Source organism: Mycobacterium sp. 1245499.0 (assembly GCF_001673615.1).
Classification (GTDB): Bacteria; Actinomycetota; Actinomycetes; order Mycobacteriales; family Mycobacteriaceae; genus Mycobacterium; species Mycobacterium europaeum_A.
Window position 1 is genome coordinate 1 of record NZ_LZMG01000066.1, and the last position, 24170, is coordinate 24170.

Genomic DNA, 24170 nt, shown 5'->3' on the forward strand with positions numbered 1-24170 from the left:
GGGTGCGGTTTTACGGGCGGTGCAATGCAGCTGAAATGGATTAGCGTTGCCGGTCTGATCGCTCAGGCCGGTGGTGATCCGTGGGCGATTAACCAGAGCTTGCAGGCCGGCAGCCCCGCGCAGATTTCGAGCCTTGCGGAGGCTTTTCATGGTGCTGGTCGACACACCGCCGAGGCGGACCACTCGTTTGAGCAAGCCCGGCAACGGTTCGACGCGGCCTGGAACCACCAGAACGGTGATCACCCGATCAACGGCTCCGCTGAAGTGCAGCGATTGACGAAATCCCTTGGCTTGCAGACAGAACAGCTGCCCAAGATCGGCAGCGATCTGGAAAACATCGCCAGCATGCTGGCTGCCGCACAGAAAGAGGGTGCCGCAGAGATCGCCACACTGGAAAAGCAGTTGCAATTGCTCGACAAACTCATTGTGGCGGCGAAAAAGGACCTGGAAGACCCCGCCCTCGATGCGAAAAGCCGCCACGCGCTCGAAACGTTGATCGACGACGCTAAAGCTGACGCCGCCGATGACACACGAGATGCACTCAAACAGATGACATCTATCCGCGACACCTACACGCGATCGCTACGGCAAGCGCAGTCAAACGGCAACCTGACCCCCCAAGACGCTGCTCTCGCTTCCGAATTCAAGCCCGCCGGGTTCGGGGACGGACAAGGTCCCCCGCCTTCCGACCCCAGGATCACCGGGCCGGCCGGCACTCCCCAGCACGAGCAGAGCGTGTACGACTTACAAGACCAGTTCCCAGACGGCCAAGGCCCCACCTTCGGCGGCGACCCGCGAGATGGTTTCCCACGCAGCCCAGCTTCCGAGCTAGCCCAAGGGCCGCCGGGCACCAGGCCGCTGCCGACAGGGACCGCGCTGGGGCCTGACGGCCACCGATATGCGTTTTTCAGCCACCCAGATGGCACCGATATCCCCGGGTTCAACCAGTACGCCACCAACGGGTCCGTATGGGATTTCACCGATCCCAATCATCCGGTAAAAGTCGGTGACCTGCCTGGGATTTACCAGGCCAGCGGCGCCTACGATCCCGCCACCAACCAGATGGTGATCATCGGCAACACCAGCAACCGAGAAGGCGACCTGACTCGCGGCATGTGGGTTTCAGGACCAATCGATCCAGCCAAACCCAACAGCTGGGTCAATTCCTTGCAGCGCGTCGGCAACGTAAGCCTCCCCGGTGATCGTGAAAGCCAAGTGATCTCGCTTAAAGGTGGCGGTTTCATGCTTGTCGGAGCGACCAAGGATGGCCCCGTCCAAGGCATATCCGCTGCCACCCCCCAAGGGTTGATGGGCGCCACCCCCGTGACTCTCATGGACCAAGGACGACTTCCATCCGTGTATGGGCCGACTATCACGGGCACGACCCTTGACCCCGCAACTGGATTGGAGACCATTCAGTTACGACTAAGCACTTGGCCCGGAGGACCCTACGACCCCCACACTTGGACGACCACCTTCGGCGTCCAACACTAGGAAGGCGACTATCGCGTGTTCAGCAGGATAACGATAGCGGTCATGACCGGGATCTTTGCGGTGGCGGCAATGGGCTGTTCCCGCGCCACGCCCGGCGTCGCAACGGCCACACCGCCGAAATTCCCCGATATCAACGCTTTTCAACCTGTCGACCCCGCCCCGTACACAATGCATTTCGGCCGCGGTGGTGGCGGAGTATTTTTCGCAACACCTGATGGGCTGCAATGCGGGTGGGCATCGCTAGTCAACGGACCGGGCGATCACATCAGCGTCGGGTGCGACGGGCCGATACCTGGCTTGCCGGAGGGAGCTCCACGTGGACGCGATGGCTGCCAACATGTCGGAGTGGCAAGCAGCATGCCGTCGGACTTGGGGCCTTATGGCTTCCACGACGGGGGGTGCCCAGCGATCACGGCGCCGATTTTGAACGTTGGCCAAAAGATTTCGGCGGCAAACACTACGTGCCTGGTGGGTGCCGACCGGCTCACCGCGTGTATCGACCCAACCCTAAACCGCGGTTTCGTACTTCAACCCGAAGGCTCGTGGACTTTCTAGGCGGTCCGCCCCGATTGTGGCAAAAGAGCTTCCACGGGTGACGCGTATATCTTGCCCTCCAAATATCCGCGTAAGATGTCGCTGTGGCCTGGAATCGCGGTTTTGCGCTTGCAGCGGTCATTAACGCCGCCGCCTTCGTGTTCGCTCCTGCTGCGGGCGCCGACCCTGGGTCCCCCTCTTACAACCAGGGCAAACAAGCCATCGATATTCAGGTAAATCAGCACCACGTGCAGTTTCCGCCCGACACAGACTGGCAAGCGTATTGCCAGAAAGAGCTCGGGAACGTTACGAAAAGCGGGCTCATGCCCAGGGTAGATTCTCCGCCAGACTTCATCGCCGGCTGCCAAGACGAGGGCCGCGCACTTCTCGCGTCGCGTTAGAGAGAACCGGGGTGCCTGTCGTCGGTGAGGCGGGGCACGTATCGACAGCGAATATGAAAGCGCCATCAAGGGCGCTATCGACGGTGCTACAAGTGGCGGGGTGATCACGCCGGAAATCGGCGGCGCCGGTGCAATACCTGGGGCTGTCCTGGGCTTTGTCGGCGGCTTCTCGAAAGGGCTTTGGGAAGCGCCGGTTGAAGCCGCAGTTGTGAGCATGTGACCCGCCCGGGAAATACGCGGCGAGGTCGGCAACCTGCCCTAGCCTGCTAGGTGTTACCTACCCGAGCTAGGAGCACGTCGTGTTGGAGTACTGGGTGGACGAGGACTACTGCGAGCTGTGCGGCGGTCCCGTCGCGGTCTACATGAAGCGGGACTACGCCCATGGCGGGATCCCCCTCCCGGCAATCGCGCAGCGGGCCCTCTGCCTCAAGGGCTGCGTAGGTCAGGTGCTGTCGCCCGAGCGCATGATGAATCGCGGCGCATAGCGGCGAGGTCGGCTCAAACGAGCGGCAGCGACTGCCCCTGACTTCGTGATCAGCTCCGCGATATCTAGCGACCGCCTGACGGCATCGCCTTAGCACAAGTGAAGTAGTGCACTACTCGTGCCCGCGCCCGGGATCGCGGACACGATCGAGCCATGAAAGACAACCTTGCACCGCCCAGCGGGGCAACCATGGTCGACGAATGGGACAACCTCGGGCCGGCCTTCAGGGTGTTCGACGGCCCGGAGTGGAGCATCGACCACGCCGGCCACGGGCAACCGGCCGAGATCGTGGTCTCCGTCATCGGGCGGCAATACGTTGACGGGCACGCCGAGTGCCAGGTCGTCATCGACTGTCCCGACACCCCGATCATCGCGCCGGCCGCAGCCCGGCAGCTGGGCAGGGCGTTGATCGCCGCGGCGGACGCCGCGCACGGATGACTTTGTGCGCATGGCCGGCGCCGACCAGGGGGCGGCACCGACCGATTCTTGGCGACCCTCAGTCGCTGGTGTGCACGATCAAGACGTCGGTCTTGGCCCTGCGGGAAACGGCGGACGGGACTGAACCCAGCAGCCGCCCGGCGACGCTGCTCAGTCCGACATTCCCGACGACGAGCAGGTCGGCGTCGACCTCCTTAGCCAGGTCGACCAGCACGTTGATGGGGGCACCGACGACCGACTTCTCCTCCACGTCCTTGGCGCCGGCCTGGTGCGCGCGCTCCCTGGCGTCCCGCAGGATCCTGTAGTAGGGCGCCTCGCCCACCGTCCGGTAGTCCTGACCGTGGTCGCTACCCGGCGGGATGGCGTAGCGGCCGCGTTCCTCGGGAACGGGAAGATGTGCCGTCACGACGATCAATTTCGCGCCGTGATCCGCGGCGATCGCGGCCGCGCGCGCCACCGCGCGCAGCGACGAGTCCGAACCATCCGTGCCGACCACAACGGTCTGATAGGCGCTCATTCTCATGCAGTGTAAGGCCCACTGCGACTCGCGAGAGAGAAATCGGGCAGACCCCCGAATTCATGGTTGTTAAACGCCGCGAACCCGCAATAATGCCAGCATGCGTCTGATCTACGCCGCTGCGGCGGTCGGCATCGCCATTGCTGTGTCGATGGGGGCGCCGCCGGCTCACGCTGACTCCGGCGTCCCCGGTTACGTCCAGTGCGTGGGCGGCGATGCGAAGCCCCCACCACCGGGAGTAAGCGCCGAGACTTGGTTCCCCAGCCTGCACGTCATCGATAACGACATCGGCTCTGGCATTCCCTCCGAAGAAGTAGTTCGGCGATTGATCAACATGGGGGTCAAGCCCGACGACGCCGCCACCCGAGTGCGGTGTTATCTGGCCAACCTGCCGCACTAAAGCGACTGCCCCTTCTTGAAATGGTTATGCGGCAACGCTTTTCACGCCTCTTCTTGTCGAAATGCGGGACGGGCGCCAGTACGAGCTCGCGGTCAATTCTGCGAATGCGTTATCTTCTGGCAGTGACCAGACCCGCTCACATGAGCGCACTCGCGGCGACGCTGGCGCTGACGGCCTATTTCACTGCGCCCCAGGGCACCGCCGACCCGACAACCCAACAGTCGCCGTTCCCGACAGGAAAATCCGGCACCAGCATCCACGTCACGGAGTACAGCACCGCAACCGCCGACGTCACGCTCAACAACGCGACGTGGATCTCGTCCGGCTGCTCCGGCGGCGGGGGCTGCACCGTCATCGAGGTGACCATCGAAGGCAAGTCCAGCGCGCCGTTCAACTACAGCCAGTCCTCCCTGACCGCCTCCTCTTCCCCCTGGCGGCAGGACCCGAACCGCGATGTCGAGAGCGGCTCATCGCTCGTCGACTACCAGAAGATCAACAAGACGCCGCCGCTGCGCGCGGGCAGCGTCACCAACGGCCAGACCGCCCACGGATTCGTCGCCTACGACGGCAACGTCAAGCAGGGCGACGTTTACATCGAGTTCAACGATCCCAATGCTCCGGCGGCCCCGACCCCGTTGGCGGGCTGGAAAGTGCACACCTGAGCGGAGCCGTCACCGCCACGTCTTCGGGACCCTTGTCCCATAACAGGTTCCGATCGCCTGACTAGCCGCCGGACGAAGACTTGGTGGGGTCCTCCGCCTCCGCCAACGCGACCGCGCTTTCCCGGTGATTGTTCGCTGCGGCCTGCCAATGCTCATCGGCCTCGTCCTGTAGTTGCTCAGGATCGCCGATTCCCTCCATGGCCGCGCGCTGCAGATTGTTTGCCGTCCGCTCATGCGCGCGTGCGGCTTCGTCGTGTCCGCGAGAGGCAGCCAGATGCGCTTTCTCGGCGCGCTCCATCGCGTCCTGCGCATACCGGCGCGCCCGGTCGACCGAATCCCCGGAAGAACCCTCGCCGGCGGCCAATTCGGCGCGCCGTTGCCGCAGCTGTTCAATCCGCTGTCCCGCCCTCGCTGCCCGCTCCCGCGGCTCGGGAATCCCTGCGTCTCGCCGTGCATCCATCAGCTGTTGATTCTCGTGGCACGCGACATGATTCGACTCCGTTATTTCGCACGGAACTGGAAGCGCTGCCCGATGCCCTTGGCCATTCAACGTATCCATTTCGCGCGGTAGGTGTCGACGAATCCCGCCGATTTCACACCGCGATCCCGAGTTTCGAAACCGGTCGGCGCCACCGCCACCCTGAACCGAGGGCGGCTAGCTACCCACGCGCTCGGCGGTCATGTTCATGTCGATGGTCCCTTGGCATGCGCCACTCAAGATGTCGGTGTGCATGACGCCGGCCAGCGTTCCGTCGGGTTGGGGCGTGTAGTGCACCTCGGCCCGGGCCGGATTCCACTGGATCGTGGTGTCGGGCATCATGCAGTCCCACTGAAAGTCGTTGGCCTGCGACCACGACTTTCCATCCCAGGTGAACTGAACCGGCTGCGGCACCGTCGGGTTGGTGGGCGGCGGGCCGCTGACGATGGTGGCGACGCACTTGCCGTTCGTGCAGCTCGAACGGATACCGTAGGTCTCGGTGTGCTGCACCTCCGGGTCGCCGACGGCCATGCTGGTCCCGGCCTTCGGGCCGACCATGAACGTGATCGCGTACTGGCCATTCCAGGACGGATTGTCGGCGAAGGCCGTCGGGATAAACCACACGGAAATTGCGAGCGGCACCGCCGATAAACCGACGACGGATTTCACACGGTGCGGCGTCATCGTTCCTCCTGCGGGTCCGTACTCAGTCAATAGTCGTATGCCGAGCCGTCGCCGACAAGGTGCCGGCGATAACCCGAATTCCGGCGCCCTACCAGCCCCACTCGTCGTCGTCCAGAACATCAACGGTCAGCGCGTTGTCGGCGGGGCCCTTCGTCCCATAGGTAAAGGTCAGCAGGGTGCGGTCGTCGTCGAGGGGTTCGGTCGCGACGACGGTGGCGTGCCCGACCTTCATGCGGATCCGGTCGCCGGGCTTCAATTCGTCGACGCGTTTAAGCGTCACACCCGACCAATCGGTGAAGTGCTGGTGCTGCAGACACTTTGGCGATTCATCGCCCTCCTTCACGACCGAGTCTCCCGGCCTGAAAGCGCATTTGCGGACCACCTGACCCTGCAATTTCGCGCGGCACAGCGGCGGGTTGCAATATACCCCGGTGTCGAATTGCGGTCCGGCGCCACGGCCGGAGCACAATGTGAGGCGTGAGTTGGACGAGGTATACCGGCAGAGCGCTCGCGGATATCACCCTGGACGGTGACGCGTTGCACGCCGAGCTCGAAGACTTTATCCGCGTGGACAATCCGCATCTGACCGATGTTCGCCTCGAGCGGGCCACGGCGACCGAGACGGACAGCGCCGGACCGTCCAAGCGGTGGTACGAAGTCACTTACCTGGCCGAAGACCCCGAAGGCAATTCGTAACATGCGCAGGAGCGCGCCGATGCGACCGGTCATTGCCGTCGTGGCTGCGGTCGGTTGCGGGATCGCCGCGCTGCCCGCGCCGATGGCCCGGGCCGACGACGGCTTCGTCGCCCTCGCCGTGTCGGTGGGCAGCGGACGAGCCGCCGGCTGGGGCACCGGGGCCAGTCAGGACCAGGCGAACCAAGTCGCGCTCGCGCACTGCACCGCCGAGGCCGGCGACGTCTGTGAAGTGGTGGCCGGCACCCGCAACGGCTGCGCATCGGTGGCGTTCGACCGCCTCTCCGGCCGGTTCCAGGGCGGTTCGGGGCCCGACGCCACCGCATCCACCGCCGACGCGCTGGCCAAGCTGGGTTCACCCAACGGGCACATCAAGGCCACCCACTGCTCGTCCTGAAATCCGTGCCTCGCCGCGAGAAGTACACCGCGATGTCGACTATCGTTCATGGAAGTCGTCCTTGACTGCACGCCGACGGGTCCGCGCACTGAGGGGAGGCCATGACTGTGACGAAGGCCGGGAAGTGGCCGGCGCTCTGCGCGGTTTTCCTGTCCGCTGCCTTGGCGTTCGCGGCGCCCGCCTCAGCGGATGACACCGACGACGCGTTCATCGCGGGCCTCTCCAAGGGCGGAATCACCATGCCCGACAACGACGATGCGATCGGAAAGGCCCGCACGGTGTGCACCAGCATCGCCACCAACCCGAACGCCTCGGTGCTGGCGATCCAGCTGGCCAGGCAAACGGACCTCTCGGTCAAGCAGTCCGCCTACTTCGTCGGCCTGTCGATAGCCACCTATTGTCCGCAGTACAAGGAGGACATCGACCCGTCGGTCACCTGGCTGCTGCCGGGACCCCCGCTCATGTGAACACACCTGCTGCGGTGCAAGGGATTTCGCCGTTCAGCAGTGGTCGGTCCAGCACCGCTGCAGGGGGCAGTACGTCGAATGCGCAAGGCTCACCATGGATCCGACGTCTCCGAAGGTGACATTCCTGGGGTCCAGGATCTGGTGGATGCTCTGGGAGATCTGCTCATAGGTCCAACCCCAACCGATGTCATCACAGATCAGGCGCCCCATCCCGGTAAGGGCGGCGTCGTGATCGGGCGGCCAACTGAAGCCGGCGGCACGCAGTTGTGACAGGTACGCGTCGTCGAGGGGGTCGGCGGTGGCAACCGCGGCGCTGGTAATCAGAGCCGCGCCCAACATGACGGGGATGGCCAACACGGCCGGCCGGCGAGCTGAGGACATCATGCGCTTCCTTTCTTCGGGGCGTTCACGATGCCGTCGACCCATAGCGGCACGAAGACGAAGAATAGGCACAATCGGGAAAAAGCGCCTTATGAACGGCTGAATAATCGGATTTTCAAGCCGTCACCGCAGTCGGCTCAGCCTCGCGCGGGCAGACCGCTCTCATACGCCGTGGTCAACCAGAACAGGGTGCGCTCGATACCCGGCACGATTTCGGTGACGTCGATCTCCCCCTGAGCGAATCGGGTGAGCAGCCCGTAGACGACGCCGGTGAGGATGAGCTCGAGATCTTTGGCGAATCCCGGCTCCGCTTGCGCCAGAACGGCTTTGGCGACGGGAACGACGGCGTCGACGCCACGCTGGATGAGGCGCTTTCCGCCGGGCCCCGACCGGGCCTGGAAGTAGGAGCGCAGCATCACCGGATGCCGTTCCCACGGCTCGAAGATGGTCCGCATCACGTGCATCAGGTCCACATAGATCGACTCACCGGGCAGATCGTCGATCAGCGACGGCAGGCGCGCATAGCGATTGGCGTCCATCCACCCGTCCAGGGCCGCGACGATCAGCTCGTCGCGCGTGCGATACCGCTTGTAGATGGTCGCCAGGGAAACCCGCGCCCGCCGGGCCACCTCGCGCAGCTGGACGGCCTCGTAGCCCTCGCTGTCGAGCATCTCGACCACGATGTCCAGGATCGGGTCGGTCCGCGGCCCGGACGCGCCGTTCTCGGCATCCACTGCCGCCCCTGTTGCCGTCATGAGTAACCATGTTACTGTGCGCAGGTGAGTAACGGCGTTACTCTGCCCTGATCTGGGCCGACGAACAGAGAGGACGCGCGCCGTGGGGTCAATAGATGGCAAGGTCGCCTTCATCACCGGGGTGGCGCGCGGCCAGGGTCGCAGCCACGCCGTGCGGCTCGCGCGCGAGGGCGCCAACATCATCGGCATCGACATCTGCGCCGACATTCCCGCCAACGGTTACCCGATGGCCTCCCACGAGGAGCTGGACGAGACCGTCGCGCTGGTCGAAGAGGCCGGCGGCAAGATGCTGGGCACGGTCGCCGACGTCCGCGACTTCGAGCAAGTCAAGGCCGCAATGGATGCCGGAGTTGAGCACTTCGGCCGCCTCGACATCGTGCTGGCCAATGCCGGGATCGCGCCGCTGGCGTTTCGCCAGTTGAGCATCGAGGAGGAGCTGGCGCAGTGGCGGGCGGTCACCGGCGTCAACCTCGACGGGGCCTATCACACGGCGTGGGCGGCCGTCCCGCACCTGTTGGCCGGCAACCGCGGCGGGGTCATCATCTTCACCAGCTCGACCGCCGGCATCAAGGGCTTCGGCGGCCTGCAGGGCGGCGGACTGGGCTACGCGGCGTCCAAACACGGGATCGTCGGGCTGATGCGCACCCTGGCCAATGCCCTTGCACCGCTGAGCATTCGGGTCAACACCGTGCACCCGACCGCGGTGAACACGATGATGGCCACCAACGACGACATGACCGAGTTCCTGGAGAAGAATCCCGGCGCGGGTCCCCATCTGCAAAACCCGATGCCCGTCGGCATGCTGGAACCCGAAGACGTCAGCGCCGCCATCGCCTACCTGGTCTCCGACGAGGCGAAGTACGTCACGGGCGTGACCTTCCCCGTCGACGCGGGCTTCTGCAACAAGGTTTGATACGCGGATGACGACGAACAACGCAGCCGGCCGGGTCGCGGGCAAACGGGTCTTGATCACCGGCGCCGCGCGCGGCATGGGACGCTCGCACGCGGTGCGGCTGGCCGAGGAAGGCGCCGACTGCGTCCTGGTCGACATCTGTTCCACCCCAGCGGGTTTGGAATACCCACTGGCCACCGAAGACGACCTGCACGAGACCGCGCAACTGGTGGAGAAACACGGCCGGCGTGCGATCACCAAAGTCGTCGACGTCCGCGACGAGACCGCCGTGAAATCGGCGGTCGACGACGCCGCCGGCGAACTCGGCGGACTCGACGGCGCGGTCGCCAACGCCGGCGTGCTCACCGTCGGCACCTGGGACACCACCACCGCCGAGCAGTGGCGACTGGTCGTCGATATCAATCTCATCGGCGCCTGGAACACCTGCGCGGCCGCACTCCCCCACCTGGTCGCCCGGGGCGGCGGGAGCGTGGTCAACATCAGCTCGTCGGCCGGCATCAAGGGCACGCCGCTGCACGTGCCCTACACCGCCTCCAAGCACGGCATCGTCGGCATGACCCTGGCGTTGGCCAACGAGCTTGCCGCACAGAACATTCGGGTCAACACCGTGCACCCCACCGGGGTGGCCACCGGGATGGCGCCCCCCAGCATGCACACCCTGATCGCCGAGCAACGGCCCGACCTGGTGCCCATCTTCATCAACGCGCTGCCCGCGCCGCTGATCGAAGCGTCCGATGTGAGCAACGCGGTGTTGTATCTGATCTCCGACGAATCCCGTTACGTCACAGGGCTGGAACTGAAGGTCGACGCCGGTGTCACCATCCGATAGGGCTCCGATGAACGACGGTGCGCGACGCGAACGCGGGATGCGTACCTTCACCGAGGTGATGACGATCGACCCGCCCGACGCCGACAGCCCGTATGCGGGCGGATTGATCGACTTCGTCTTCGGCGAGGTCTGGTCGCGACCGGGCCTGTCCCGCCGCGATCGACGGTTCGTCACGCTGGCCTGCGTCGCGGCCGCCGACGCGCAGGCGCCGCTGGAGCAGCACGTCTACGCCGCCCTCAACAGCGGCGACCTGACCATCACCGAAATGCGGGAGACCGTCCTGCATTTCGCGGTCTACGCGGGCTGGCCGAAGGCGTCCCGATTCAACATCGCCGTGGATGTGCAATGGGCCAAGATCGCCGGGGAGCGCGGCGAGGCGGCCCCTCCCCCGGAACCGCTGCTGCCGCTGGTCACCGCCAGCGACCCCGAGCAGCGACTGCGGGGCGGCGAAGAGTCGTTCAAGGAGATCAACTGCCTGCCCTTCGCGCCGATGCGGGACAACCCCTACTCGGGAGCGGGCATTCTAAATTTCGTCTTCGGCGAGATGTGGTTGCGGCCCGGCCTGGGCATGAAGGAACGCCGCCTGATCACCGTGGCCTGTGTCGCGTTCCAGGACGCCGAAATCCCGATCATGTCCCACGTGTACGCGGCGCTCAAGAGTGGCGACGTGTCCTTCGAGGAGATGGACGAACTGGCGCTGCAGTTCGCCGCGTACTACGGCTGCGCCAAGGCCGACTACCTCAACCAGGTGATCGTCGAACAGAAGCAGCGGGTGACGGCCGAAAACCAGGCCGATCACACCACCGTCGGCTGACAGCACACCGGAAGGCATCCCGCCATGACGGCCACCGCGACCTCACCGCCCCGCTCGGGCGCGTTACTCATTGGCACAGAACGCATTACCACCGCCTCGGGCGGCAGCTATGAGCACGCCTACCCCGGCACCGGCGCGCTCAACGCGACCATCCCGCTGGCCGGTCACGACGAGATCGACAGGGCCGTCGACAGCGCCTGGGACGCGCATCGCGAATGGGTCTCCTGTCCCGTCGATCACCGCCGCGACCTGCTGTTCGCGCTGGCCGACGTGGTGCGCGACCACTTCGCGGAGCTGACCGAGCTCAACGTGCACGATTACGGCGTCCCGGTGTCGGTCGCCGGCAACTCCGTACTGACCGAGCGGTTCCTGCGGTACTACGCCGGTTACGCCGACAAGACCCACGGCGCAAGCACTCCCGTGGCCGGTGCCTTCGACGTCAACCTCGTCGAACGCGAACCGTACGGCGTCGTCGGCGTCATCGCCCCCTGGAACGGGCCGCTGGTGGTGGCCGGCGCGGCCGTGGCGCCCGCACTGGCGGCGGGAAACGCGGTCGTCCTCAAGCCCTCCGAGCTGGCGTCGTTGGCGCCCTTGCGCTTTGGTGAACTCTGCCTCGAAGCGGGCCTGCCGCCGGGACTGGTCAACGTGTTGCCGGCCGGCCCTGCGGGCGGTGACGCGCTGGTGCGCCATCCCCGGATCGGCAAGATCCACTTCACCGGCGGCCAGGCCACCGCGCAGAAGGTGCTGCAGGCCGCGTCGCACCATCTCACCCCGGTGACAGCCGAATTGGGCGGCACATCAGCCTATCTCGTGTTCGCCGACACCGACCTGGATATGGCCGCCGTCATCGCCGCCCATCAGGGGCCCATCACCCAGGCCGGCCAAAGTTGCGCGTGCGCCTCGCGCATTCTCGTCGAGGCGTCGGTGTACGAGAGCTTCGTGGACAAACTCGTGGCGACGGTGCGGGCCGCCAAGATCGGTGATCCGCTGCAACCCGACGTCATGCTCGGTCCCGTCATCACCGAAGCCGCCGCCGACCGCATCCTCGGCGTCATCGACCGGGCGGTCAGCGATAAGGCCGGTGAGCTGGTCACGGGCGGACGCAGGCTCGGTGGCGAGTTGGCGTCCGGTTATTTCATCGAGCCGACGATCTTCGCCAACGTCGACAATCGGTCGGCGCTGGCGCAGACCGAAACCTTCGGGCCGGTGGCGTCCGTCATCCCCTTCGCCGATGAGGCCGAGGCGGTCAGGATCGCCAACGATTCCCGCTACGGCCTCAATGCCTTCGTGGCGACGTCCAACCTGGAACGTGCACATCGGGTTGCGCGTCAGCTGCAGGCGGGTTCGGTGTGGGTGAACCGGCACAGCGACATCGAGCCGCAGGGCCCCTACGGCGGCTACAAGCAGAGCGGGTTCGGCCGCACCGGCGGCGTCGAAGGCCTGTATGAGTTTTTGCAGGTGAAGAACATTCGCATCGGCATGAGCTGACACCGCTAGTTTCGGCCCCGACGGCAGTTGCTGTCGTGAAATATTGTGCAAATCAAGTATTTCCGCTAGAGGGGTAGAGTCGCGGGCATGAGTTTGGTCGAGTGGCTGAGGACGCCGCGCTACTTGCGGACGCGTTTCATGATGGAAACGCGGCCGCTGAACCGCCTGGAGATGGAGATCGTGTTCCTCGAGGTCGCCGCCCGTGACGCGTTGGTACGCCTGCCCGTGGCGTTCATGATCCTGCCCAAGGCCCCCCGGCCCTGGCGCGATGGCCCGTCCACCCCGGAACAGGGCAAGTAGAGGTTCCACGCGGGACTTGGGAGCCGCGACCGAGTCGGGCATGCTGACGGTATGCACGTGAGCAGCGGAGTACGCGACCCGGCGGCCAGTTTCCCCCTCGACACCGCGGCGGACGACGCCGGCGAGCGCCGGCAGGCCAACCGCGCCGTCGCCGTCAGCGCCGTCGGGCTGGCGCTGACCGGCCTGGTCGAATTGGTGATCGCGCTGGTGTCCGGTTCGGTGGCGTTGCTGGGCGATGCGCTGCACAACCTGTCGGACGTGTCCACCAGCGCCCTGGTGTTCATCGGCTTCCGCGCGTCGCGCAAGCTGCCCACCGAGCGGTATCCCTACGGCTACGAACGCGCCGAAGATCTCGCCGGTATCGGTGTGGCCGTGGTGATTTGGGGCAGCGCCGTGGTCGCCGGTTTCGAGAGCGTCACCAAGTTGCTCCGCCACGGCGGCACCGGCTACGTGAGCTGGGGCATCGGCGCGGCCGTCGTGGGCGTAATCGGCAATCAGCTGGTGGCCCGCTACAAACTGGTGGTGGGCAGGCGAATTCGGTCGGCGACCATGGTGGCCGACGCCAAGCATTCGTGGCTGGACGCGCTGTCGTCGGGCGGCGCGGTGCTCGGGCTGATCGGCGTGGCACTGGGGTGGGGCTGGGCCGACGCCGTCGCGGGGATCGTGGTCACCGGGTTCATCTGCCACGTCGGCTGGGAGGTGACCGCCGACATCGCCCATCGCCTGCTCGACGGCGTCGACCCCGACATCATCACCACCGCCGAGGCCGTCGCCGCGTCGGTGCCCGGTGTGACGCACGCGCACGCCCGGGCCAGATGGACCGGGCGGACGCTGCGCGTCGAGGTGGAGGGGTTCTTGAACGCCGACACCCCGCTGGCCGCCGCCGACCAGATCGGCCGCAGCGTCGCCGCGGCGCTGACGCCACGGATCCCGGAGATGCAGAGCTTCACGTGGACGGCCCGCGCCGCCTGAGGTGACCCGGCCTCAGCGGCGGAATCGCTCCCGCAGCTGCGGGTCGTTCTCCCACCAGAGTCCCGACGGCGCCGGGGTTTGGCCCTCGACGTCCTCGGCCTGGTCCATCTCGGCGTCGACCGCCACCGCATGCGCCTGCTCGTCGCGCGACAGCGCGCGCATCAGCAGCAGCACGAACGGCCACCCGACCAGATCACCGAGGATCCACAACACGCCGGCCCCGATCGTCTGGTCGAGCCGCGGGTCTGGTCCCCAATTCCGTTGCAGCCCGGCGTAGTACGCCGCACCGATCAACGATCCCTGCCAGATGACCAATCCCAGGACGCCATCGCCGAGCGCCTCGGCGACGGTGATCAGCAGCGAGATCGACTGCGGGTACCTGCGGGGTACCGGGTCCTCCTGCAGCCGGGCGTAGAAGTAACCAAATCCCAGCACCACCAACAGGAGTCGCGTCGGCGCGCCGACCCACTCGGTCCGCAGGGCCGCGGTGTACCAGGGCGTCAGATATAGCAACCACGGCGTGGCGAGCATCGCGACCGATGTCGTCGCGGGATGGACGAGCACGCGGGCGAACCGGGTGGCCAACAACCGGTCGATGCGGTCGCGGCCGGACGGCCCCACGGCGGCGCGAAAGACGGTGACCGGCTTGGCCTGCGCCATGAAGAACGGCACGACGTACAGCAGCAGCAACACCTGCAGCGCACGCACCCAGAACAGGACGTAGGCGTAGGCCCCGATCGCGCTGATCGTGGCCAGCGCCCACGCGAGCAGGCTCAACCCGAAGCACGCGGCGTTCGTCGGGCCGACCGCACCCTGGGCGGCTCGGGCGCGCCGGTAGCACCACCCGTAGCCGGCGGCGAACACCGCCACGACGATCACCGCGACCGGGTCGAAATGCCAAGTCTGGACGGCCGCGTCCCACGTCAGCGGTGCGGGATCGACGCGCACGAACACCAGCCTATTGCGGCCGGGAAGGGCTCAGTTGCCGGCTGCGCCCTCCGGCTTCGGACCGCGGTCCTCGCCGGTGATGTATTTCGGGCAGTAGTGCGCGGCCGCCAGATAGGTGAACTTGGCCGCGGCGGCGCCCTGGAAAGCGGGATTCTGATTGCGCAGGTCGGTCACGATCTTCGCGTCGGACTGGCCGTCGTCGAGCAGTTCGCACACCGACTTGCCGATGGTGATCGCGTTGCCGGCGTCCTGGTAGGTGAGGCCGGCGTCGCGGAGGTCCTTGAGGAAGTCCTGATCGTTGTCGATGTCCGCGTGCGCCGGTGCGGCCAGGACGAGCATGGCGGCGAGGCTGGTCAGCCCCAGGAGAAGTCGCATAACGCTGTGATTGTCGCAAACCCGCGGACGATTGGCATCTCGTCGGGCGAACGGGAGGTGAACTGTCACGGTCCCGCCTCGCCTGGATGCCAGCCGTTGCGCACCGAGAAATGGCCCCCAATTCACCCGCTCAGCAAACCAACGAAAATGTGCCGTGCAATTGGTCGACGCAATCGCTTTCGCCCCCGACCGCGTGCGGCACATTAACGCCGAAATGTTGACAACAGGTATCGTTTACAATGCGGCGAGCGCGCAATTGTAAAATTCGGATTACCTGCCCCGCGCATGCCTGCCGTCGGGCGGTCCGCTAAGACGAGGAGCTGGTGGCCGTCACGCTGGGCGCGGGCGAGCTCTTGTTCGAAATCACGTATGGGCAATAGGCATTGACTGCTATGGCAGCGAACTTGTTGGCCTTGTCATCGCTCAGGTCGGAGTTCTTGGATTCCAGCGTCGAGACGACGTCGGACATCCCGGTACCGTTCACGAGCGTCTTACACACCCAATGGCCCGCGCCGACCACCGTATCGCTGTCGGAATAGGTGATTCCCGCGGAGTCGAGAGACGCGACGAATGCATCGTCGGTGTCGTCGGCGTGCGCGGGCACTGCCATGCCGATTACTGCGGCAAAGCTCGCCGCAACAAGAAGAAGTTTCATATACCACAGATTGGCAGAGAAGCGAACGCTCCGCATCTCCTGAGGCAAAACCTTGCCGCTTTCCTATCGGAGACGCCCTCCGGGGGTGGCAACCCCCTGACCCCGTCGTCAACCGCTGGTTGACACTTCTCGGCCGTCAACCTACCGTTGACGGTATGTCCGATCCCGTCCGCATCTCCTACCCGATCCGCCTCGACGAGCTGATCGACGCCATCAAGTCGACGCGCTCCGACGTGCTGGATCAGCTGGCCGACGCCGTGCTGGCCGCCGAACACATGGGCGAGATCGCCGACCATTTGATCGGTCACTTCGTGGACCAGGCCCGCCGCTCCGGCGCGTCCTGGACCGACATCGGCAAGAGCATGGGCGTCACCAAGCAGGCCGCCCAGAAGCGCTTCGTCCCGCGTGCCGAGCCCGCCACCCTCGACCTCGACCAGGGGTTCGCGCGCTTCACCCCGCGGGCGCGGGGCGCGGTGGTGGCGGCCCAGAACGCCGCGCACGACGCCGGCAACAGCGAGATCACCCCGGATCACCTGTTGCTCGGCGTGCTCGGCGACGCGGCCGCACTGGCGACCGTGTTGCTGCGCCTGCAGAACGTCGACACCGAGGCGCTGCGCGCCGCCGCGACGGAGGCGATCGCCGCGCTGCGCGTGGATGCCCAACCGCCGCAACTCATTCCGTTCAGCGGACCGGCGCGCAAGGCGCTCGAGCTGAGCGTGCGCGAGGCGCTGCGGCTCGGCCACAACTACGTCGGCACCGAACACCAGCTGCTGGCGCTGCTGGAGCTGGAAGCCGGCGCATCGGCCCAGGGGCCGCTGCACCGCTGCGGTGTCGACAAGGACCGGGTCGAGGCGGATCTGGTCAAGGCGCTGCAATCCCTGTCCGGCGGCAAGGACGGTTGAGCGGTGCGGTCGACCCCTCCCTTCGGCGTCCCCGCGTGTGCGATCATGCGTGGGTCCCCTGCAACGGCGCCAAGGAGGCACGACATGGCGAAGATGCACCGCTGGCTGATGGTCGCCGCCGCCTTGCTGCTCGCGGTCGCCGGCCTCACCGCCGTCGGCGTCGGCGCGGTTCCGTTGCCCCGCGCGTGGGCCGGTGACGCGCCGATCGGCCACATCGGTGACACGCTGCGGGTGGACAACGGCACGTTCATCGCCGACGTCACCGTGAGCGGCGTGGCGCCCTGCGACCCGCCGCCCGGATTCGGCTACACGCGCGAAGGCACCTACAAAGGCTTCCCGGGCAGCACCGTCGAGCGCGCCGACGTGACCATTCGCGCGATCCGGGTGCCCAATCCCTACGTCATGGCGACCGTGCTGAGCTTCAACGGGGTGACCCCGAACGCCGACGCCTACAAGCCGCGGGCCTCCGATGCGCCCGACGCGCTGGACAACGTGCTCGTCAACGCGCCCAACGGGGCGATCGTGCGCGGCGGCGTGTACTGGGACGCCTACCGCGACCCCGTCACCACCGTCGTGCTGCTGGACAAGAAGACGGGTTATCACCTCGCGCAGTGGAACCTCTGACCGCAACGTTCCAGACCGCGCCGGCGAGTTCCGGCGACGCCGTAGAGCTGGCCGCCGTTGCGGCCCTGACCTTTCCGTTGGCGTGCCCACCCTCGGTGACCGCCGAGAACATCGCCGCGTTCGTCGGCGCCAACCTGTCGGCGGCCCGCTTCGCCGAGTACCTGAGCGATCCGGACCGCGCCGTCATCACAGCGCGCCAGGACGGCCGAATCGTCGGCTACGCCATGCTGATTCGCGGCGACTCCGACGACTCCGCCGAGCTGTCCAAGATGTATGTCCTGCCCGAGCGCCACTCCAGCGGGGCCGCGGCGGCGCTGATGGCACGCACGCTGGCGGTCGCGGCCGACTGGGGCGTGCGCCGGGTGTGGCTGGGCGTGAACCGGGCAAACGAACGCGCACAACGCTTTTACCGCAAGAGCGGATTCACCATCCACGGCACCCGCACGTTTCGGCTGGGCGCCGGCGTCGAGAACGACTACGTCATGACCCGCGAGCTGGATTAGCCGCCGCGGTCAGCGCCAAGAGCCGGGAAGTGGCCCGCAGATATTTCTTCCGGTATCCCCCCGCCAGCATCTCCTCGCTGAAGATGGTGTCCAGCTTGGTCCCCGAGGCCACCACGGGAATGCCCGCGTCATAGAGCCGATCGGTGAGCGACACCAGCCGCAGCGCGACGTTCTGGTCGTCGATGCCGTGCACGCCGGTCACGAACACCGCGCTCACACCCTCGATCAGCGCCAGGTAGCGCGACGGGTGCATGGTGGCCAGGTGCGCGCACAGCGCATCGAAGTCGTCGAGCGTCGCGCCGTCGACCTGCGCGGCGCGCGCGGCCACCTCGCCGTCGGACAGCGGCTGCGGCGCCGGCGGCAGGCCGCGGTGCCGGTAGTCGGGCCCCTCGATCCGCACGGTCGTGAAAATGCTTGCCAGCGTGTTGATTTCGCGCAGGAAATCCTGGGCGGCGAAGCGGCCCGCACCGAGCTGCTCGGGCAGCGTGTTGGAGGTGGCCGCCACCGAGACCCCACGCTCGACCAGCGAGGAGAGCAGCCGCGAGATCAGCGTGGTGTTGCCCGGATCGTCGAGTTCGAATTCGTCGATACAGACCGCCGTGTAGCCGGCCAGCAGGTCGACGCACTCGGCGAAGCCGAACACCCCGGCCAACTGGGTCAGCTCCCCGAACGTCGCAAACGCCTTGGGGGCTTGGCCATCCGGCGACGCACCCGGCCCGTCACCGGGTAGCTCGTAGTAGGCCGACGCCAGCAGGTGCGTCTTGCCCACGCCGAACCCGCCGTCCAGGTACAACCCGACACCGGGCAGGGTTTCGCGCCGCCCCAACAGCTTTCGGCGACCGGCGCGACGCTCGACGGCCTGGCGACAGAAGTCGCGGCAGGCCACCACCGCGGCGGCCTGCGTCGGCTCCGCCGGATCGGGCCGATATGTCGCGAAGCTCACGTCGGCGAACGTCGGGGGCGGCCTCAATTGGGCGATCAGCCGCTCCGGCGACACCGTCGGGTGCCGATCCACCAGGTGAGCCACGCCGCCCGCGACGCCCGCGGAGGTGGACCCGTGCATGCAGGCACTGTAGCGGCGTGCTGCAATCAGACCCATGCCCGACTCTGGCGCCGCGCTGTCGCTGCTCGGGTCGGTGCGCGGCCTCGACGAGGGCGACCTCCCCGGACTCTATGGCTATCCCGCACACGACGGGACGTGGGTGCGGGCGAACTTCATCGCCAGCGTCGACGGCGGGGCCACCTCCGGTGGCAGCAGCGGCGCCATGGGCGGCCCGGGCGACCGGTTGATCTTCAACCTGTTGCGTGAACTCGCCGACGTCATCGTGGTCGGTGCGGGCACCGTGCGGATCGAGGGTTACTCCGGGGCGCAGCTGTCCGTCGCCCAGCGTCAGCACCGGCAGGCCCGCGGGCAAAGCGAGGTCCCCCAGCTGGCGATCGTGACCGGATCGGGCCACCTCAACCGGGACATGGCGGTGTTCACCCGCACCGAGGTGCAGCCGCTGGTGCTCACCTGCACCGCGGCGGTCGAGCAGACACGCCGGGCGCTCAGCGGCCTGTGCGAGGTGCTCGACTGCTCGGGCCACGATCCCGAGAAGGTGGACGAGGCCGCCCTGTTGGCTGCCCTCGGCGCGCGCGGCATGCGCCGCGTCCTCACCGAGGGCGGGCCGACGCTGCTGGACTCGCTGATCCGGCGCGACCTGCTCGACGAGCTGTGCCTGACGATCGCGCCCTGCCTCGTCGGCGGCCAGGCACGACGCATCGCCGCCGGCTCGGGGCAGCTGCTCACCCGGATGCGATGTGCCCACGTCCTGACCGACGACGCCGGCTACCTTTACACCCGCTACGTCAGGGCCTAGCTACTGTGGTCGGCATGAGTCGGCCGTACACGTGCGCCACGATCCTGGTTGCGGTGACCGCGTTGCTGGCCGGCTGCGTCCCGGGGCTGGCCGCCGACCCGCGGTTCGCCACCAATTCCGGTGCGCGACCCCAGGGAGCGGCGACCTCCAAGCCGCCGCCCAGCGGGCCGCCGCCGATCGCGGCACCCAAGAACGACCTGGCGTGGCACGACTGCACCTCGCGGGTGTTCGCCGACGCGGCCGTTCCCGCCGCCGCCGGTGTCCAGTTGGACTGCGCGACCTACGACGCCGACCTGGACCCGGTCAACGGCGGGGGCGGCACCCTGAGCATCGGTGTGGTGCGCGCCCGCTCCAGCCAGACACCCCAGGACGCCGGCCCGCTGGTCTTCACCACCGGCTCCGATCTGCCGTCCTCCGCGCAGCTGCCGGTCTGGTTGTCGCGGTCGGGCGCCGACGTGCTGGCCAGCCACCCCATCGTCTCCGTCGACCGCCGCGGTATCGGCATGTCGAGTCCCATCGACTGCCGGGACAAGTTCGACCGCCAACAGATGCGCGACCAGTCGCAGTTCCAGACCGGCGACGACCCGGTGGCCAACCTGTCCGAGGTGTCCAACACCGCGACCACCAACTGCGGCGACGCCGTCGGCATCGGGCCGAACGCCTCCTCCTACGACAACGCGCACGCCGCCTCGGACATCGAGCGGCTGCGCGCCCTGTGGGACGTGCCCGCCCTGGCGCTGGTCGGCATCGGCAACGGCGCGCAGGTGGCGCTGGCCTACGCCGGATCGCGGCCGGACAAGGTGGCCCGGCTGATCCTCGACTCACCGGTTGCGTTGGGCACCAACGCCGAAGCCGCCGCCGAGCAACAGGTCAAGGGACAGCAGGCCGCGCTCGACGCGTTCGCCGCCCAGTGCATCGCGGTGAGCTGCGCGCTGGGCGCGGACCCCAAGGGAGCCGTCAGCGCCCTGCTGGCCGACGCCCGCGCCGGTCATGGCCCCGGCGGCGCGTCGGTGGCGCAGGTGGCCAACGCCATCACCGTCGCGCTGGGTTATCCCTCCGACGGCCGCGTCAACGCCACCACCAACCTGGCCAACGCGCTGGCCGGCGCGCGCTCCGGCGACACCAACGCGCTGAACAATCTGATCAACCACGCCAACGCCGTCCAGGACTCCGACGGCCAGTTCGTCAACGTGTGCAGCGACGCGGTCAACCGCCCCACCCCGGACCGGGTGCGCGAACTCGTCGTCGCCTGGGGCAAGCTCTACCCCGAATTCGGCACGGTCGCCGCGCTCAACATGGTCAAGTGCGTGCACTGGCCCACCGGCTCCCCGCCGCCCACGCCGAAGACCCTCAAGGTCGACGTGCTGCTGCTCGGCGTGCAGAACGACCCGATCGTCGGCACCGACGGCGTCGCGGCCACCGCAGCCAGCATCATCAACGCCAACGCCGCCAGCAAGCGGGTGATGTGGCAGGGCATCGGGCACGGCGCCAGCATCTTCTCCGGCTGCGCGGTGCCGCCGCTGATCGGCTACCTCAACAGCGGCAAATTGCCCAACACCGACACCTACTGCCCGGCCTGACGCTGCTTTCCGGCGCCCGCGGGCGCCGGTGTACGGTGCGCTGGTGACGGCAGCTGAATCGACCCGAACCGGCCTGCGTGACCGGACCCTGGCCGCCTTTGGTCCCCGCACCGGCGCACCGAGCGTCAGGCCGTGCTGCGGATGGCGTTGTGGCCGCTGGCCATCCTCTCGGTCCTGCACCGCAGCATCGTGCTCACCCTCAACGGGAACATCACCGACGACTTCAAACCCGTCTACCGCGCGGTCCTGAACTTCCGGCACGGCTGGGACATCTACAACGAGCACTTCGACTACGTCGACCCGCACTACCTGTACCCGCCGGGCGGCACGCTGCTGATGGCCCCGTTCGGGTACCTGCCGTTCACGCCGTCGCGGTTCCTGTTCATCGGAATCAACACCGTCGCGATTCTGATCGCCTGGTACCTACTGCTGCGGATGTTCAAGTTCACGCTGGCCTCGGTGGCCGCGCCCGCCCTGCTGCTGGCGATGTTCTGCACCGAAAGCGTGACCAGCACGCTGGTGTTCACCAACATCAACGGCTGCGTGCTGCTGGCCGAGCTGCTGTTCCTGCGCTGGCTGTTGGATGGGCGGATCAGCCGGCAGTGGTGGGCCGGCATCGCGATCGGGCTGACGCTCACGCTCAAACCCGTGCTGGGACCGCTGCTGTTGCTGCCGCTGCTGAACCGCCAGTGGCGAACGCTGATCCCCGCGATCGTCGTGCCCGTGGTCATCAACATCGTCGCCTGGCCGCTGGTCAGCGATCCGATGGACTTCGTCACCAAGACGCTGCCCTACATTGGGGGCACCCGGGACTACTTCAACAGCTCCATCGAGGGCAACGGCGTCTACTTCGGCCTGCCCACCTGGCTGATCGTGTTCCTGCGAATCCTGTTCGTGCTGATCACGATCGGCGCGCTGTGGCTGCTGTACCGCTACTACCGCACCCGCGACCCGCTGTTCTGGTTCACCAGCTCCTCGGGCGTGCTGCTGCTCTGTTCCTGGCTGGTGCTCCCGTTGGCCCAGGGCTACTACTCGATGATGCTGTTCCCGTTCTTGATGACGGTGGTGCTGCGCAACTCGCTGATCCGCAATTGGCCGGCCTGGCTGGGGATCTACGGGTGCATGACGCTGGACGACTGGCTGATCTACCGGGCGATGAGGTACGGCCGCGCACTGCATTACCTCAAGATCACCTACGGTTGGTCGCTGCTGCTGATCGTCGCCTTCACCGTGCTGCTCTACCGGTACCTGGACGCCAAGGCCGAAAACCGGCTGGACGAGGGCATCGATCCGGCGTGGCTGACAGACGAGCGCGAGCGAGACGCGGGGACCGCGAGCGCGGCGGAGCCGGGCACAGCGGGTCAGCGCCTTGCGCGCTAGCGTGGAGGCATGACCTCTCCCGACGTGTCGCCGCCCAAGGTGCAGCTGACCGATGACGAATGGCGCAAGAAACTTTCCCCGGAAGAGTTCTATGTGCTGCGCCAGGCCGGCACCGAGCGGCCCTTCACCGGTGAATACACCGACACCAAAACCGAAGGCGTATACCAGTGCCGGGCCTGCGGTGCCGAATTGTTCCGCAGCACAGAGAAATTCGAGTCGCACTGCGGCTGGCCGTCGTTTTTCGACCCGGCGAAGTCCGACGCGGTGATTTTGCGGCCCGACCATTCGATGGGCACCACGCGCACCGAGGTGCTGTGCGCCAACTGCCACAGCCACCTGGGTCACGTGTTCGCCGGCGAGGGCTACCCGACGCCGACGGATCAGCGCTACTGCATCAACTCGGTGTGCCTGCGGTTGGTGCCGGCGGGCTAGCTTCCCGCGGGTTCGCTGCGCAGGTGCCGCGACACTTAAACGGTTGCGACGACGCGCCGCGGCGGATCGCAACCATTTAAGTTTCGCGGGACCTCATCGACACGTCGTGACGTCTTTGACGTTGTGGACGACGTATTCGTGGGCAGCGAGGCAGTGCGACTCGGGCTGGTGAGCCCGTATCAGCTGCGGACGAGCTTCCGCGCGATTTATCCGGACATCTATCTGTCGGATGCCGCGACACCGTCGCTGAGAACGCGGTCGACCGGGGCGTTTCTGTGGTCGCGGCGGCGCGGCGTGCTGGCCGGACTCGCCGCGGCGGCGCTGCACGGGTCGCAGTGGATCGACGACGACGAGCCCATCGAGTTGGTCTGGCGCAACCCGCATCCGCCTCGCGGTGTGATCACCCGAAATGAGCGCATCCAGCCGGACGAAGTCACCCGGGTCAGCGGTCTGCCGGTGACCACTCTTGCCAGGACCGCGTTCGATCTCGCCCGGCACGCGCCCATCGGTGAGGCGGTGGCCCGGATCGATGCGTTGATGCGTGCGACACCGTTCTCGCGCGAGGATGTGCTGTTGCTGGCCAAGCGATACTGCGGTGCGCGCGGCCTGCGTCGGCTGCGGTCAGCGCTCCCAATGATCGATCCCGGCGCCGCGTCGCCCAAGGAAACCTGGCTGCGTCTGCTTTTGATCGACGCCGGCCTGCCCGTCCCGACCACGCAGATACCGGTGCACCAAAACTGGCGACTCATCGCGTGTCTCGACATGGGCTGGGAAGAGTACAGGGTGGCCGCAGAGTACGACGGCGATCACC

At 66.9% G+C, this 24170-nt stretch carries 32 protein-coding genes and 1 pseudogene; 23 read left to right on the forward strand and 10 right to left on the reverse strand.

From position 1 onward, the window contains the following. Positions 1–24: 24 nt before the first annotated feature. The 4 genes from A5646_RS03265 (at position 25) to A5646_RS03275 (ending at position 3351) form a co-directional block, all read left to right on the forward strand. Entirely contained in the window at positions 25–1494 is a 1470-nt protein-coding gene (locus tag A5646_RS03265) for a hypothetical protein (RefSeq protein WP_067019810.1), read from the forward strand. Positions 1495–2132: 638 nt separating this feature from the next. Further along, entirely contained in the window at positions 2133–2429 is a 297-nt protein-coding gene (locus A5646_RS27720) for a hypothetical protein (RefSeq protein WP_082984613.1), read from the forward strand. A gap of 299 nt (positions 2430–2728) precedes the next feature. Continuing rightward, positions 2729–2914, forward strand: coding sequence for a hypothetical protein (locus A5646_RS03270; RefSeq protein WP_066880435.1), 186 nt, complete (start codon positions 2729–2731; stop codon positions 2912–2914). 152 nt (positions 2915–3066) lie between these two features. After that, positions 3067–3351: a hypothetical protein gene (locus tag A5646_RS03275; protein ID WP_066880434.1), complete on the forward strand. Its 285-nt coding sequence runs from the start codon at positions 3067–3069 to the stop codon at positions 3349–3351. Between the two features lie 58 nt (positions 3352–3409). Here the strand turns inward: A5646_RS03275 and A5646_RS03280 are convergent, their stop codons facing one another. Further along, complete coding sequence (locus tag A5646_RS03280) at positions 3410–3868, reverse strand: universal stress protein (RefSeq protein ID WP_066870379.1); 459 nt, start codon at positions 3866–3868, stop codon at positions 3410–3412. Between the two features lie 100 nt (positions 3869–3968). On the opposite strand from A5646_RS03280, the gene A5646_RS03285 reads away from it, so the two are divergent. Together A5646_RS03285 and A5646_RS03290 are read left to right on the forward strand one after the other, a co-directional pair. Further along, positions 3969–4268: a hypothetical protein gene (locus tag A5646_RS03285; protein ID WP_066870382.1), complete on the forward strand. Its 300-nt coding sequence runs from the start codon at positions 3969–3971 to the stop codon at positions 4266–4268. 140 nt (positions 4269–4408) lie between these two features. Then, entirely contained in the window at positions 4409–4930 is a 522-nt protein-coding gene (locus A5646_RS03290; RefSeq protein WP_066880433.1) for a hypothetical protein, read from the forward strand. 61 nt (positions 4931–4991) lie between these two features. On the opposite strand, the gene A5646_RS03295 is transcribed toward A5646_RS03290, so the two are convergent. From A5646_RS03295 to A5646_RS03305, 3 genes are all read right to left on the reverse strand, one after another. Next, entirely contained in the window at positions 4992–5294 is a 303-nt protein-coding gene (locus tag A5646_RS03295) for a hypothetical protein (protein ID WP_082984615.1), read from the reverse strand. Between the two features lie 291 nt (positions 5295–5585). After that, entirely contained in the window at positions 5586–6092 is a 507-nt protein-coding gene (locus tag A5646_RS03300; protein WP_067019815.1) for a hypothetical protein, read from the reverse strand. An 88-nt stretch (positions 6093–6180) separates the two neighbouring features. Continuing rightward, positions 6181–6435: a hypothetical protein gene (locus A5646_RS03305; protein ID WP_067138514.1), complete on the reverse strand. Its 255-nt coding sequence runs from the start codon at positions 6433–6435 to the stop codon at positions 6181–6183. A 134-nt stretch (positions 6436–6569) separates the two neighbouring features. Between A5646_RS03305 and A5646_RS03310 the strand changes: the two genes are divergently transcribed. The 3 genes from A5646_RS03310 to A5646_RS03320 all read left to right on the forward strand — a co-directional run bounded on the left by A5646_RS03310 (position 6570) and on the right by A5646_RS03320 (position 7649). Next, positions 6570–6788: a hypothetical protein gene (locus A5646_RS03310; protein ID WP_066870399.1), complete on the forward strand. Its 219-nt coding sequence runs from the start codon at positions 6570–6572 to the stop codon at positions 6786–6788. 19 nt (positions 6789–6807) lie between these two features. Next, positions 6808–7182 (forward strand): DUF4189 domain-containing protein, encoded by a 375-nt coding sequence (locus A5646_RS03315; RefSeq protein ID WP_067019821.1) that lies wholly within the window; start codon positions 6808–6810, stop codon positions 7180–7182. Between the two features lie 101 nt (positions 7183–7283). Further along, the gene (locus A5646_RS03320) at positions 7284–7649 is read left to right on the forward strand and encodes a DUF732 domain-containing protein (RefSeq protein WP_067019824.1); all 366 of its coding nucleotides are present in this window, start codon (positions 7284–7286) and stop codon (positions 7647–7649) included. A gap of 33 nt (positions 7650–7682) precedes the next feature. On the opposite strand, the gene A5646_RS03325 is transcribed toward A5646_RS03320, so the two are convergent. Together A5646_RS03325 and A5646_RS03330 are read right to left on the reverse strand one after the other, a co-directional pair. Beyond that, complete coding sequence (locus tag A5646_RS03325; RefSeq protein WP_082984616.1) at positions 7683–8033, reverse strand: DUF732 domain-containing protein; 351 nt, start codon at positions 8031–8033, stop codon at positions 7683–7685. A 134-nt stretch (positions 8034–8167) separates the two neighbouring features. Continuing rightward, positions 8168–8785: a TetR family transcriptional regulator gene (locus A5646_RS03330; protein ID WP_067019826.1), complete on the reverse strand. Its 618-nt coding sequence runs from the start codon at positions 8783–8785 to the stop codon at positions 8168–8170. An 82-nt stretch (positions 8786–8867) separates the two neighbouring features. Here A5646_RS03330 and A5646_RS03335 point away from each other — a divergent pair, with 82 nt between their 5' ends. From A5646_RS03335 to A5646_RS03360, 6 genes are all read left to right on the forward strand, one after another. Further along, positions 8868–9698 (forward strand): mycofactocin-coupled SDR family oxidoreductase, encoded by an 831-nt coding sequence (locus tag A5646_RS03335; RefSeq protein WP_066880428.1) that lies wholly within the window; start codon positions 8868–8870, stop codon positions 9696–9698. Between the two features lie 7 nt (positions 9699–9705). Beyond that, on the forward strand, positions 9706–10527 hold the full coding sequence (locus A5646_RS03340) for a mycofactocin-coupled SDR family oxidoreductase (RefSeq protein WP_067019829.1): 822 nt from the start codon (positions 9706–9708) through the stop codon (positions 10525–10527). A 37-nt stretch (positions 10528–10564) separates the two neighbouring features. Next, complete coding sequence (locus tag A5646_RS03345; RefSeq protein ID WP_067019854.1) at positions 10565–11341, forward strand: carboxymuconolactone decarboxylase family protein; 777 nt, start codon at positions 10565–10567, stop codon at positions 11339–11341. Between the two features lie 24 nt (positions 11342–11365). After that, positions 11366–12829 carry an aldehyde dehydrogenase gene (locus A5646_RS03350; RefSeq protein ID WP_067019832.1) on the forward strand — a complete coding sequence of 488 codons (1464 nt, stop codon included), beginning with the start codon at positions 11366–11368 and terminating at the stop codon, positions 12827–12829. A gap of 87 nt (positions 12830–12916) precedes the next feature. Next, entirely contained in the window at positions 12917–13129 is a 213-nt protein-coding gene (locus A5646_RS03355) for a hypothetical protein (RefSeq protein ID WP_066870416.1), read from the forward strand. A 51-nt stretch (positions 13130–13180) separates the two neighbouring features. After that, complete coding sequence (locus tag A5646_RS03360) at positions 13181–14101, forward strand: cation diffusion facilitator family transporter (protein WP_066870419.1); 921 nt, start codon at positions 13181–13183, stop codon at positions 14099–14101. A gap of 12 nt (positions 14102–14113) precedes the next feature. On the opposite strand, the gene A5646_RS03365 is transcribed toward A5646_RS03360, so the two are convergent. From A5646_RS03365 to A5646_RS03375, 3 genes are all read right to left on the reverse strand, one after another. Further along, positions 14114–15049, reverse strand: a complete 936-nt coding sequence (locus tag A5646_RS03365) for a cytochrome c oxidase assembly protein (RefSeq protein WP_067019857.1) — start codon at positions 15047–15049, stop codon at positions 14114–14116. 30 nt (positions 15050–15079) lie between these two features. Then, positions 15080–15424: a DUF732 domain-containing protein gene (locus A5646_RS03370; protein WP_066880420.1), complete on the reverse strand. Its 345-nt coding sequence runs from the start codon at positions 15422–15424 to the stop codon at positions 15080–15082. A gap of 307 nt (positions 15425–15731) precedes the next feature. After that, positions 15732–16079 carry a DUF732 domain-containing protein gene (locus tag A5646_RS03375; RefSeq protein WP_066870425.1) on the reverse strand — a complete coding sequence of 116 codons (348 nt, stop codon included), beginning with the start codon at positions 16077–16079 and terminating at the stop codon, positions 15732–15734. A 155-nt stretch (positions 16080–16234) separates the two neighbouring features. On the opposite strand from A5646_RS03375, the gene A5646_RS03380 reads away from it, so the two are divergent. The 3 genes from A5646_RS03380 to A5646_RS03390 all read left to right on the forward strand — a co-directional run bounded on the left by A5646_RS03380 (position 16235) and on the right by A5646_RS03390 (position 18108). Then, positions 16235–16981 (forward strand): Clp protease N-terminal domain-containing protein, encoded by a 747-nt coding sequence (locus tag A5646_RS03380; RefSeq protein ID WP_067019835.1) that lies wholly within the window; start codon positions 16235–16237, stop codon positions 16979–16981. A gap of 93 nt (positions 16982–17074) precedes the next feature. Then, positions 17075–17605 carry a hypothetical protein gene (locus A5646_RS03385; protein ID WP_231998228.1) on the forward strand — a complete coding sequence of 177 codons (531 nt, stop codon included), beginning with the start codon at positions 17075–17077 and terminating at the stop codon, positions 17603–17605. Continuing rightward, a complete protein-coding gene (locus A5646_RS03390) occupies positions 17593–18108 on the forward strand; it encodes an N-acetyltransferase (protein ID WP_066870435.1) in 516 nt (171 codons plus the stop codon). The genes A5646_RS03385 and A5646_RS03390 overlap by 13 nt, the downstream gene beginning before the upstream one ends. On the opposite strand, the gene zapE is transcribed toward A5646_RS03390, so the two are convergent. Next, on the reverse strand, positions 18086–19207 hold the full coding sequence (zapE, locus tag A5646_RS03395) for a cell division protein ZapE (protein WP_156749109.1): 1122 nt from the start codon (positions 19205–19207) through the stop codon (positions 18086–18088). The two genes, A5646_RS03390 and zapE, sit on opposite strands and share 23 nt — an antisense overlap. On the opposite strand from zapE, the gene A5646_RS03400 reads away from it, so the two are divergent. From A5646_RS03400 to A5646_RS03420, 5 genes and pseudogenes are all read left to right on the forward strand, one after another. After that, positions 19206–19967, forward strand: a complete 762-nt coding sequence (locus A5646_RS03400) for a pyrimidine reductase family protein (RefSeq protein ID WP_067019841.1) — start codon at positions 19206–19208, stop codon at positions 19965–19967. The genes zapE and A5646_RS03400 overlap by 2 nt on opposite strands. Before the next feature lie 14 nt (positions 19968–19981). Beyond that, on the forward strand, positions 19982–21547 hold the full coding sequence (locus A5646_RS03405; RefSeq protein ID WP_067019844.1) for an alpha/beta hydrolase: 1566 nt from the start codon (positions 19982–19984) through the stop codon (positions 21545–21547). A gap of 28 nt (positions 21548–21575) precedes the next feature. Then, positions 21576–22927 (forward strand): annotated as a pseudogene (aftC, locus tag A5646_RS03410) (arabinofuranan 3-O-arabinosyltransferase). A gap of 9 nt (positions 22928–22936) precedes the next feature. Then, a complete protein-coding gene (msrB, locus tag A5646_RS03415; protein ID WP_066870449.1) occupies positions 22937–23359 on the forward strand; it encodes a peptide-methionine (R)-S-oxide reductase MsrB in 423 nt (140 codons plus the stop codon). 123 nt (positions 23360–23482) lie between these two features. Beyond that, positions 23483–24170: hypothetical protein (locus A5646_RS03420; protein ID WP_067019848.1), on the forward strand; the 688-nt coding region annotated here is incomplete at its 3' end.

What these genes read in the sequence shown, in the direction of transcription:
- A5646_RS03315 (WP_067019821.1), top strand. Translation starts at nt 6,808, where the DNA reads ATGCGACCGGTCATTGCCGTCGTGGCTGCGGTCGGTTGCGGGATCGCC.
- A5646_RS03360 (WP_066870419.1), top strand. Translation starts at nt 13,181, where the DNA reads ATGCACGTGAGCAGCGGAGTACGCGACCCGGCGGCCAGTTTCCCCCTC.
- A5646_RS03345 (WP_067019854.1), top strand. Translation starts at nt 10,565, where the DNA reads ATGCGTACCTTCACCGAGGTGATGACGATCGACCCGCCCGACGCCGAC.
- A5646_RS03385 (WP_231998228.1), top strand. Translation starts at nt 17,075, where the DNA reads ATGCACCGCTGGCTGATGGTCGCCGCCGCCTTGCTGCTCGCGGTCGCC.
- A5646_RS03405 (WP_067019844.1), top strand. Translation starts at nt 19,982, where the DNA reads ATGAGTCGGCCGTACACGTGCGCCACGATCCTGGTTGCGGTGACCGCG.
- A5646_RS03300 (WP_067019815.1), bottom strand. Translation starts at nt 6,092, where the DNA reads ATGACGCCGCACCGTGTGAAATCCGTCGTCGGTTTATCGGCGGTGCCG.
- zapE (WP_156749109.1), bottom strand. Translation starts at nt 19,207, where the DNA reads ATGGGTCTGATTGCAGCACGCCGCTACAGTGCCTGCATGCACGGGTCC.
- A5646_RS03320 (WP_067019824.1), top strand. Translation starts at nt 7,284, where the DNA reads ATGACTGTGACGAAGGCCGGGAAGTGGCCGGCGCTCTGCGCGGTTTTC.
- A5646_RS03380 (WP_067019835.1), top strand. Translation starts at nt 16,235, where the DNA reads ATGTCCGATCCCGTCCGCATCTCCTACCCGATCCGCCTCGACGAGCTG.
- A5646_RS03265 (WP_067019810.1), top strand. Translation starts at nt 25, where the DNA reads ATGCAGCTGAAATGGATTAGCGTTGCCGGTCTGATCGCTCAGGCCGGT.
- A5646_RS03285 (WP_066870382.1), top strand. Translation starts at nt 3,969, where the DNA reads ATGCGTCTGATCTACGCCGCTGCGGCGGTCGGCATCGCCATTGCTGTG.
- A5646_RS03355 (WP_066870416.1), top strand. Translation starts at nt 12,917, where the DNA reads ATGAGTTTGGTCGAGTGGCTGAGGACGCCGCGCTACTTGCGGACGCGT.
- A5646_RS03375 (WP_066870425.1), bottom strand. Translation starts at nt 16,079, where the DNA reads ATGAAACTTCTTCTTGTTGCGGCGAGCTTTGCCGCAGTAATCGGCATG.
- A5646_RS03330 (WP_067019826.1), bottom strand. Translation starts at nt 8,785, where the DNA reads ATGACGGCAACAGGGGCGGCAGTGGATGCCGAGAACGGCGCGTCCGGG.
- A5646_RS03290 (WP_066880433.1), top strand. Translation starts at nt 4,409, where the DNA reads ATGAGCGCACTCGCGGCGACGCTGGCGCTGACGGCCTATTTCACTGCG.
- A5646_RS03370 (WP_066880420.1), bottom strand. Translation starts at nt 15,424, where the DNA reads ATGCGACTTCTCCTGGGGCTGACCAGCCTCGCCGCCATGCTCGTCCTG.
- A5646_RS03400 (WP_067019841.1), top strand. Translation starts at nt 19,206, where the DNA reads ATGCCCGACTCTGGCGCCGCGCTGTCGCTGCTCGGGTCGGTGCGCGGC.
- A5646_RS03340 (WP_067019829.1), top strand. Translation starts at nt 9,706, where the DNA reads ATGACGACGAACAACGCAGCCGGCCGGGTCGCGGGCAAACGGGTCTTG.
- A5646_RS03325 (WP_082984616.1), bottom strand. Translation starts at nt 8,033, where the DNA reads ATGATGTCCTCAGCTCGCCGGCCGGCCGTGTTGGCCATCCCCGTCATG.
- A5646_RS03280 (WP_066870379.1), bottom strand. Translation starts at nt 3,868, where the DNA reads ATGAGCGCCTATCAGACCGTTGTGGTCGGCACGGATGGTTCGGACTCG.
- A5646_RS03350 (WP_067019832.1), top strand. Translation starts at nt 11,366, where the DNA reads ATGACGGCCACCGCGACCTCACCGCCCCGCTCGGGCGCGTTACTCATT.
- msrB (WP_066870449.1), top strand. Translation starts at nt 22,937, where the DNA reads ATGACCTCTCCCGACGTGTCGCCGCCCAAGGTGCAGCTGACCGATGAC.
- A5646_RS03275 (WP_066880434.1), top strand. Translation starts at nt 3,067, where the DNA reads ATGAAAGACAACCTTGCACCGCCCAGCGGGGCAACCATGGTCGACGAA.